General features: G+C 64.2%; 11 protein-coding genes. 4 read left to right on the top strand and 7 right to left on the bottom strand.

The window, feature by feature from the left end; translation table 11 throughout:
* On the top strand, positions 1–326 hold a 326-nt coding region (locus AC1P6P_RS13470), incomplete at its 5' end, for a PhoH family protein (protein WP_481402961.1).
* Position 327: 1 nt separating this feature from the next.
* Here AC1P6P_RS13470 and AC1P6P_RS13465 read toward each other — a convergent pair.
* Positions 328–618, bottom strand: coding sequence for a DUF6949 family protein (locus tag AC1P6P_RS13465; protein ID WP_481402960.1), 291 nt, complete (start codon positions 616–618; stop codon positions 328–330).
* Positions 619–835: 217 nt separating this feature from the next.
* On the opposite strand from AC1P6P_RS13465, the gene AC1P6P_RS13460 reads away from it, so the two are divergent.
* Positions 836–1,561 (top strand): hypothetical protein, encoded by a 726-nt coding sequence (locus AC1P6P_RS13460; protein ID WP_481402959.1) that lies wholly within the window; start codon positions 836–838, stop codon positions 1,559–1,561.
* A 35-nt stretch (positions 1,562–1,596) separates the two neighbouring features.
* On the opposite strand, the gene AC1P6P_RS13455 is transcribed toward AC1P6P_RS13460, so the two are convergent.
* Positions 1,597–1,887 (bottom strand): winged helix-turn-helix transcriptional regulator, encoded by a 291-nt coding sequence (locus tag AC1P6P_RS13455; RefSeq protein WP_481402962.1) that lies wholly within the window; start codon positions 1,885–1,887, stop codon positions 1,597–1,599.
* A 476-nt stretch (positions 1,888–2,363) separates the two neighbouring features.
* Here AC1P6P_RS13455 and AC1P6P_RS13450 point away from each other — a divergent pair, with 476 nt between their 5' ends.
* A complete protein-coding gene (locus AC1P6P_RS13450) occupies positions 2,364–3,323 on the top strand; it encodes a helix-turn-helix transcriptional regulator (protein WP_481402958.1) in 960 nt (319 codons plus the stop codon).
* Position 3,324: 1 nt separating this feature from the next.
* Here AC1P6P_RS13450 and AC1P6P_RS13445 read toward each other — a convergent pair whose 3' ends face one another.
* The 3 genes from AC1P6P_RS13445 to cysE all read right to left on the bottom strand — a co-directional run bounded on the left by AC1P6P_RS13445 (position 3,325) and on the right by cysE (position 5,693).
* Complete coding sequence (locus AC1P6P_RS13445; protein ID WP_481402957.1) at positions 3,325–4,500, bottom strand: hypothetical protein; 1,176 nt, start codon at positions 4,498–4,500, stop codon at positions 3,325–3,327.
* A 39-nt stretch (positions 4,501–4,539) separates the two neighbouring features.
* On the bottom strand, positions 4,540–4,770 hold the full coding sequence (locus AC1P6P_RS13440) for a DUF3126 family protein (RefSeq protein WP_481402956.1): 231 nt from the start codon (positions 4,768–4,770) through the stop codon (positions 4,540–4,542).
* Positions 4,771–4,877: 107 nt separating this feature from the next.
* Positions 4,878–5,693, bottom strand: coding sequence for a serine O-acetyltransferase (cysE, locus tag AC1P6P_RS13435; RefSeq protein WP_481402955.1), 816 nt, complete (start codon positions 5,691–5,693; stop codon positions 4,878–4,880).
* A gap of 114 nt (positions 5,694–5,807) precedes the next feature.
* Here cysE and AC1P6P_RS13430 point away from each other — a divergent pair, with 114 nt between their 5' ends.
* Positions 5,808–6,392 carry a nitroreductase family protein gene (locus AC1P6P_RS13430; protein WP_481402954.1) on the top strand — a complete coding sequence of 195 codons (585 nt, stop codon included), beginning with the start codon at positions 5,808–5,810 and terminating at the stop codon, positions 6,390–6,392.
* Here AC1P6P_RS13430 and AC1P6P_RS13425 read toward each other — a convergent pair.
* Together AC1P6P_RS13425 and queE are read right to left on the bottom strand one after the other, a co-directional pair.
* Positions 6,379–7,608, bottom strand: coding sequence for a sensor histidine kinase (locus tag AC1P6P_RS13425; protein WP_481402953.1), 1,230 nt, complete (start codon positions 7,606–7,608; stop codon positions 6,379–6,381). The two genes, AC1P6P_RS13430 and AC1P6P_RS13425, sit on opposite strands and share 14 nt — an antisense overlap.
* Before the next feature lie 124 nt (positions 7,609–7,732).
* Positions 7,733–8,237, bottom strand: a 505-nt coding sequence (gene queE / locus AC1P6P_RS13420) for a 7-carboxy-7-deazaguanine synthase (protein ID WP_481402952.1), incomplete at its 5' end; no start/stop codon positions are given.

The raw sequence follows: 8,237 nt of genomic DNA, 5'->3' as shown, positions 1-8,237 counted from the left end.
TGAAGGCGCTGGTGGCGGAGAACATCATAGAGATCGCGCCGGTCGCCTACATGCGCGGTCGCACGCTCAACGACTGCTTCATCGTCATCGACGAGGCACAGAACTGCACCTATGGCCAGATCAAGATGCTGCTGACGCGCCTTGGCTGGCACTCGACCATGGTGCTGACCGGAGATCCCGACCAGACCGACCTCTTGCCGGGGATGTCGGGGCTGAAGGACGTCGCCGACCGCCTCGAAGCGGTGCCGGAAATCGCCGTCGTCCGCCTCGCCGATTGCGACATCGTCCGCCACCCGCTGGTGGCCGGCATGCTGACGGTACTGTGAGCTATTTCGAGACGTAGACGTTGAGCACGAACAGGCCGAGCACGAAGCTCCAATAGCCGGCGATGGCGGCGGCCAGCCAGAAGGCGATGCCGGAGCATTTCTTGGCCTTGAAGGAGTTGGCCGCGTTCTCGAACAGCACGTTGGGTCCGGCCACCACCATGACGCCGGCGTAGACGAGCCGCGATGTCAGGCTCTCCGGTTTCTTGGCGATCAGGCGATAGGCGTTGGCCATGATCCCCGAACTGGTGAAACCGATCGCGATCGCGAAAAGGACAATGATCAGGCCGTGCATGCCGCTTCCCCGCTTTGTTGAGGGCGGTTCTGCAGGCCTCATGCCCGCGACAGGCGGCTTTTCTGTGCCGGAATGGAACGACTGGCGCGCGTCCGCGGCCCGCATGCAACAGCTTTTGGGCCCGGCGTTTCGATTTGGCGCGAGGCGCTAACTGTCCTTTTGCGGTTGCGCCATAGTATGTCTGGCATCGACTCGACTTGGGACGGGGACTGCAGACGTGGGCCGCTATAAGGACGACGAAACCGTGCGCCGCCGCTCGGCTTGGCTGATCCCGTTGAGTGTCTTCGGCGTGACGTTCGTGCTGTCGGCGGTGTTGCTGCTCTATTACCTCGCTCCGCGCGACAATCTGTTCAACGAGCAGGCCGCCCCGACCTCCCGCAGCGATATCGTGGCACTCAGCGTCGCCGGACGGCCGTTCCACATACCGGCGAATTACCTGATGTACGACAGCGCCCGCGGCGGCGGCGAAAAGGCGACCATCACCATTTACGCGCTGCTGCCCGACCTCTCGGGCTGGTCGAACTGGGCGACGGATGCCTTCGCCTCCAACGCGCCGGATTCGGATGTCGTTTTCCTGACCATTCACAAGGACAAGCTCGGCGTCAAAGAAGGCGACAAGCTCACCCGGGTCTATGCCGATTATCTCGCCGACCGCAGCGGCCACGAGGGGCTGTACGGGCTGCATCAGTATGCGTTCCGCTCCGACACCGGCTATCGCGGCCAAGACCTGTTCGTCGGCCAGACCGAGTCCGGAACGGTGGTTCTGCGCTGCGATCAGCTCGCCCCTGAAGTGCCAAGTCCGAGCTGCCTGCGAGAAACGCCGCTGGCGCCGGGCGTGTCTCTCACCCTGCGGTTCAAGCGCGCCCACCTCGAATCCTGGCGCGACATCACCGTCAAGGTCGAGCACCTGCTGGCGTCGTTCCGCCAACCCGCGCACAAATAGGCACTCACATTTTCGTGATCACCGCTTGCCGGTCGTTACAGCCGCCGCAACACCTGGCGGTGCTCGGCCATCCAGCCATCGAGCTTGCGGACAGCCTCGAATAATACCAATCCGGACTCGGTCAGGTCGTAGGTGACTTGCGGAAACGCGCCTTCCGAGCAGGTTCGCGACACCATTCCCAGCCGTTCGAGCTTCTTCAAAGTCCGGGTCAGCATCCGTTGCGATACCGGTCCTAAGGCGCGTTTCAATTGAAGAAACCGGTGCGGCCCAGTCCCCAGCCGGCACAGGATCGGAAGGCTCCACTTGTCCCCAAACTCCTGGACCATCCAATGCACGGATTCGACATCGGTGGGCTCCGCTGGAGGAACGGAGGTCGCGTCAGTCATATCTCCCAACACTGTCTTCGATATTCCTGCTTTGAAACCAGTTGGCTTGTTTTGATCTTGAACGAGTCCGGGCTGCGCTCCAGACGCCGGTCGTAATTCCTTCGTAAAACGCCTACGTCCTTCGCGCCTTGCACATTTTTGCGCCGCCCACCCCGCCGCATGTCCAAAACCTGCGCGGGTGCTTACATAACGGGATCCGCACCGATGAATGATTTGCCGAGCGCGTCCGCGGCAAGTTCGACGAGCGGCTTTCGGAAACCGTCTGCAGGCGGAATTCACGTCGAAAGCGTGCAATGGACACCAGGAGTTCTACTCCTGCGGGAACGTCACAACACAGCAACCACGCCGACGACGATAGAAAATCCAAATGAACTCCATCATTGTAACCAGGTACAGATTCGTCACCCGAGCGCCCCATGTTTTCCATCGCACATAACCTGACGGGCGGGGCAAACACGTTGGCCGAAGCGTATTATCGGTTCGTGCCGACCACCACGATCCAACGCATCGCGTCAGCGGACAAGTTTTGCTGGAGCGGTCGGCTCGCCGTCAGCAACGACCGCATGTTGTGGAGCGTGCGTTCAAACGCCGACTGGGAGTTCACCACGGGCGGCTCGCATGCCGGCATTGTCGTACTTTCGCTGCCGGAAATCGGCGCACTACGCATGTCCGAACGTACCAGGGACGACGTTGCCCAGCCCGGCGAGGCGATGATCCAGCACCTTCCGGCAACGCGCAGCAACGTCGCCTACAGCGACGAAGCGCACGCGCGCACGACGCTGAAATGGAGTGCGGCCGAGGTCGAACGCTGCATCGGATCGACCAGCGAAAACATCAAACTCGCCGTGCTGAATGCTGTCCCGATCATCGATCTTTCGAGCGGCCGCGGCCCTGTCATTCTGGCGCTGCTCAACGCGATCGCGATCGACCTCGCCCATCCGGACCTGTCCTCGCAGCTGGCATCCAACTTGATGCATGAGGCCGTGCTGCGCCTGATATTCGAACCGGTGGTCAGCCGCTGGCGCGACCGTCACGGCCGCGACGCCATCCGCATCATGCCGCGCCATGTCAAACAGGCGGTCGATTTCATCCATGCCAATGCCGGCGCCCCGATCCGCATCCGCGATATCGCCGACGCCTGCTGCGTCACGCCGCGCACGCTGGAAAACGGCTTCAAGCTGTTCAAGGACACGACGCCGCTCGCCTATCTGCGGCAGGTGCGGCTCGACGGAGCCCGCCGCGAGCTCGAAACGGCCGACGTACCGCGCATCGCCGACATCGCGCATCGCTGGGGCTTCGCCGATCTCGGCCGCTTCGCCGAGCGCTATCGCCGCGCCTTCGGTGAACTCCCGTCGGAAACCGTCCGTCGCCGGTGAGCTACGCGTGATGGCCGAAGACTTCGTCCGCCGAGCGGCGACGGGGAACGATGGCGTCGAGGCCGGTGACGATCACCGCCGGCAGCAACGCGCCGCAAAGTCCGCCGACGAAAATCGCCAGCACAATCACATACCCCCCGGACTGCAGCAGCATCGGCAACGCCGCCGCGGTAGCGCCAAGGGTCGCGAACAGCGCACCGCTGCCGTCTTCGAGCGCCCGCCGGCGTGCCACGGCGGGGTCGTCGCCGGCCATACGCCACAGCCGCATGCGCCGCGCGCTCGACACGGCGAGCAAACTCGCCAGCATTGCCGCTTCAAGGGCCGCAACCGCACCGAACGCCAGCCGCGGATCGTAATGGCGCCACCACAGTGCCACCAGCGCCGCAATCGCCGTCACCAGGATCAGGGCGATGCTCTCACGCCAGCCACCGGCGATGCTGCCGAATGCAATGGCGGCCAATACGATGGTCGCCGCATAGCGCCACCAGCCGTTGCGCAACAGCGGTTCGGCACCGAACCATCCCAGCGCCAGGAAGATCACTGCCACGCCGGTCAGCGACAAGCCCCAGCGCGGAACAGTAGCGCCGCCGAGCCGTTCCAACATTCGCCCGCGCCGCTCGCGCGCCCGATTGGCGTTGGCAACGAAGGCTTCGTCGAAATGCAGCAGCGCCGACGACAGCGGCAGCAGCATCAGCACCGATAAGGCGGCGCCAACAAGATCGCCGACCGCCTGCAGTGCCGCGTCGCCGTCATCGCGGTGCCAAAACCAGATCAGCGCCAGCGCCACGGTCAAGCCGAGCACCGCCGCCGCCGCCCGCCATGGCACCTCGCCCGCCGCCGCGCTCAGCACGCGATCGAGCGTATGGCGCGCATACATCGTCGCCACGGCATAGGCCAAGCCGTATGCGGCGAGCGCAACGGCCCCGAACTGCGAGCCTGCAGACAATGGCGCCGCCCAAACCAATCCAGGCAGCGGCGTCACCGCGATCAGCAGTGCCAGCGCCAGATGACGGACGTGCCAATAGCCGACCGCGAACGCCAACGCCGCGCCAAGCACCAGCGCGGCGACGTCGTTCCAGACGATCGGTTGAAACCATGCCGACGCGGCGGCGATAGCAGTCGCGATTCCGGTAAGCGCCGCCACAGCCGAAAACGCGGCGGTATGGTGCCGGGTCACAAACCCGGCCGCTCCGGACGGCGCCGCGAGCATGGATAATCAGGCGCGGCTGGCAGGGGCCGGCGGCAGATCCATCTCGAGGATGGCCATGTTGAAGGCGTAGGAGATCTCGCCGTCTTCTTCATCCCTGAAGACGACGCCGATGAATTCTCCGTTGACCATCACTTCGACGGAATCGGGCTGCTTGGGACGCTCGACCAAGGTGATCGTATCCAACCGGAACAGGTTCCGGAGATACTTCTCGACGCGCCAAATTTCGTTGCGGTTCACTCTCGCCTCCATCGCGGACGGTTTGGAGTCGCACGACCGCATGAGCCGGTCAAGCAACTTCCGTTGCGATAGGCCGATTCCATGGCAATCGCTGCGACCGCCGGTCGCTACAGCCCCTCGCCCTCGTCGATGAACTGGTTCATCTCCTGGCTGGGGCGGTCGCAGCCGGCGCAGTTGACCAGCTTGGCGGGAACGCCGACCGCGGTGCAATGCGCCGGAATCGATTTCAGCACCACCGAACCGGCACCGATGCGCGAATACTCGCCGACCGTGATGTTGCCGAGCACCTTGGCGCCCATCGACAGCAGCACGCCGCGACCGATCTTGGGATGGCGGTCGCCGGTTTCCTTGCCGGTGCCGCCGAGCGTCACGCCATGCAGCATCGAAACGTCGTCGCCGACGACGGCGGTCTCGCCGATCACGACGCCGGTGGCGTGGTCGATCATGATGCCGCGACCGAGTTGCGCCGCCGGATGAATGTCGACGTCGAACAGCTCCGAGATGCGGCTCTGGTAGAACAGCGCCATGCCGTCGCGATGCTCGCTCCACAGCCAGTGGCCGATGCGATAGCACTCCAGGGCATGGAAGCCTTTGTAGAACAGGAACGCCTCCACGTAGGAATGGCACGCCGGGTCGCGTTCGAACACGGCGGACAGGTCGGCGCGCACCGCCTGGCCGATGCCCGGATCGCCCGCCAGCGCCTGATCGAAAATCTCGCGCGCCTGCATCGGGCTGATGTCCTCGCCGCCGACCTTCTTGGCGAGGTGGTACGACAATGCGTCCTCCAACCGGGCGTGATTGAGGATGGTAGCGTGGACGAAACTGGCCAAAGCCGGCTCGCGGGTCGCCAAATCCTCGGCTTGCTGCCGCAGGGCGGACCAGATGGGGTCGACGCTGGCGACCTTTTCGAGTGAAACGGCCATTTTCCTCTCCTCCGGCGCACTTTATCGTATGGTGACGGTCCCGCCAAACGGCACCGGCGCTGTTGCCATACATAAGTGCCGCAACCCCATCCCGCAAATAGCCATACGGAAAATATGGAAAATCCCCTGAACCGCCCCGCTCCCGACGCGATCGACCTCCTGCTCAGCCGCCGTTCCGGTTCCGCCAAGGCGATGACCGGGCCCGGCCCGAGCGCCGACGAACTTGCCACCATCCTCCAAGCCGCCGCGCGCGTGCCCGACCACGGCAAGCTGTTTCCCTGGCGCTTCATCGTGTTCGAGGGCGAGGCCCGGGAGCGTGCCGGCAATCTACTGGTGGAAGCCCTCCTCGAAACCGAGAAACTGAGCGACGAGCGCGCGGCGCAGGAAGCGGCCCGGTTCACGCGGGCACCGGTGGTGGTGGCCGTCGTCAGCCGCGCCCGTGAGGGCATTCCGATCCCGCTGTGGGAGCAGGAATTGTCGGCCGGCGCCGTCTGCCAGACGATGCTGATCGCCGCCCACGCCCTCGGCTACGTCGCCAACTGGCTGACCGAGTGGTACGCCTATCACCCCGGCAGCAAGGACCGTCTCGGCCTCAACCCGGGTGAACGCTTCGCCGGATTCATCTACATCGGCACGAGCGCCGCTCCGCTGGAAGAGCGCGTCCGCCCCGACATGGAAAAGATTGTCACGCGGTTTTGAGTTCACCATCCAGCCGGATCGTCCGCCCCGGCGGAAAATGCAGGCGCACGGTGGTGCCGACGTTGCGGGCGCTTTCGATGGTCAGGGTGCCGCCATGGCGTTCGGTCAGCGTTTTCGCCAGCGACAGGCCAAGGCCGGTGCCTTCCACGTTGCGCGCCAGCGGCGATGAGATTTGCCGGAACGGCTCCAGCGCGATCGGAATTTCATCGGGGTCCATGCCAATGCCGCTGTCGGCAATGACGATTTCGACGCCGCCATCCGCCGCGACGTTCGCCGCCATCGTGACGCGGCCGTGCGGCAATGTGAATTTCACTGCGTTGGTGAGGAGGTTCAGGATCACCTGCTTGACCCGCAACGCATCGGCGCGGACGGCGGGAAGATCGCCGGGAAGCTCCAGCTTCAACGAAATCTTGCCGTCGGCGGCGCGGCCTTGCAGATAGCGCATGCAATCGCGCAGCAGTCCGCCCAGTTCGACCGGCTCGGAATGCAGCTCCATATGCCCGGCGTCGCACTTGCTGAGATCGAGGATGTCGTTGATCAGCGCCAGCAGATGCCGCCCGGCATCGTGGATGTCCTTGGCATAGCCGCCATAGGCTTTCACCTGATGCGGCCCGAACATCTCGCCGGATATCACTTCGGAAAATCCGATGATCGCATTCAGCGGCGTGCGCAGCTCGTGGCTCATCAGGGCGAGGAAGTTGGCGCGCGTGCGGTCGGCGTCTTCGGCCGCGATCATGGCGGTGTTGAGCTGGCGTTCGCGCGCGGCGAGCAGCGCCATCTTGGCCTTCACCAGCGCTTCCGACGTGCCGATGCCGAGATAGGTGCCCGCCTGCGTGACGATGAAACATTCGCGCAGCGCATCGGGATGGTCTTCGGTGATGGTGGCGGACAGATCGCTCACCCGCATCTGCTCGTCGACCACCAGCGCCTGCGGATTGGCCAGCGCCATGATCGGCCGCCGGCCGTACAGTTCCGGGATGAAGCGCTGGGCGTATTTCGACAGAAAGCGCAGCCGGTTCACCAGCCCGAGCACGGCGCCGCGGTCATCGACGACAGCCGCTGCGCGTGGGGCGTTTGCCGCGTTCAGCAATTCATAGACGGCGTCGCAGGTCGCTTCCGACGAGATCGGCGGCAACGGCACGGCGATGCGTCCCGCCGTCCAGTCGGCATCGTTGTCGGGCCTGCCGAAATTTTGCCCGCCGCCAAACGAACTCATGCACCACACCGCCCGCTTACTCGCGAGCGAAAATAGGGGCCTATACGTATGCCGGATGTTAAAACAGACGCGCCGGAAAGCCGCGTTTTTGCGAAGTTATTGTGACAAGTGAATAGAGTTTTAGCTATCTAATGCCGATCAGCTTGTGCGTCTGCAACGACAGCCGCCATTGCGGATGTTTCAGGCAATAGTCCACCGCGGCACGCGTGTTGGCCTCACGGTTGGCGTCGTCTTTCGGCTGCAGGAAATAGTAGTCGAACAACAGGTCGGCGTATTTCTCCGGCGGCGCACCGTCCTGCGGATAGACCAGCTTCAGTTCCTGTCCGGTGTCGACCGCCAACTCGACGCCCGCCTTGGGGCTGACGCAGACCCACTCGACGCCCGGCGGCGGCAGGATGGTGCCGTTGGTCTCCACCGCAATCTCGAAATCGTGGATGTGCAGCGCCGCGATCAGCGCATCGTCGAGCTGCAGCAGCGGTTCGCCGCCCGTACACACCACATACGGTTGGGCGAAATTGTCCTTCGGCCACTCGGCAGCGACCGCGTTGGCGAGCGTGTCGGCGTCAGGATACTTGCCGCCCTTGGTGCCGTCGGTGCCGACGAAATCGGTATCGCAGAAGGTGCACTGC

This window comes from Rhizomicrobium sp. (assembly GCF_056722145.1).
The sequence above is the reverse complement of the archived record's forward strand: the minus strand, read 5'-3'. Positions and strand labels throughout refer to the sequence as shown.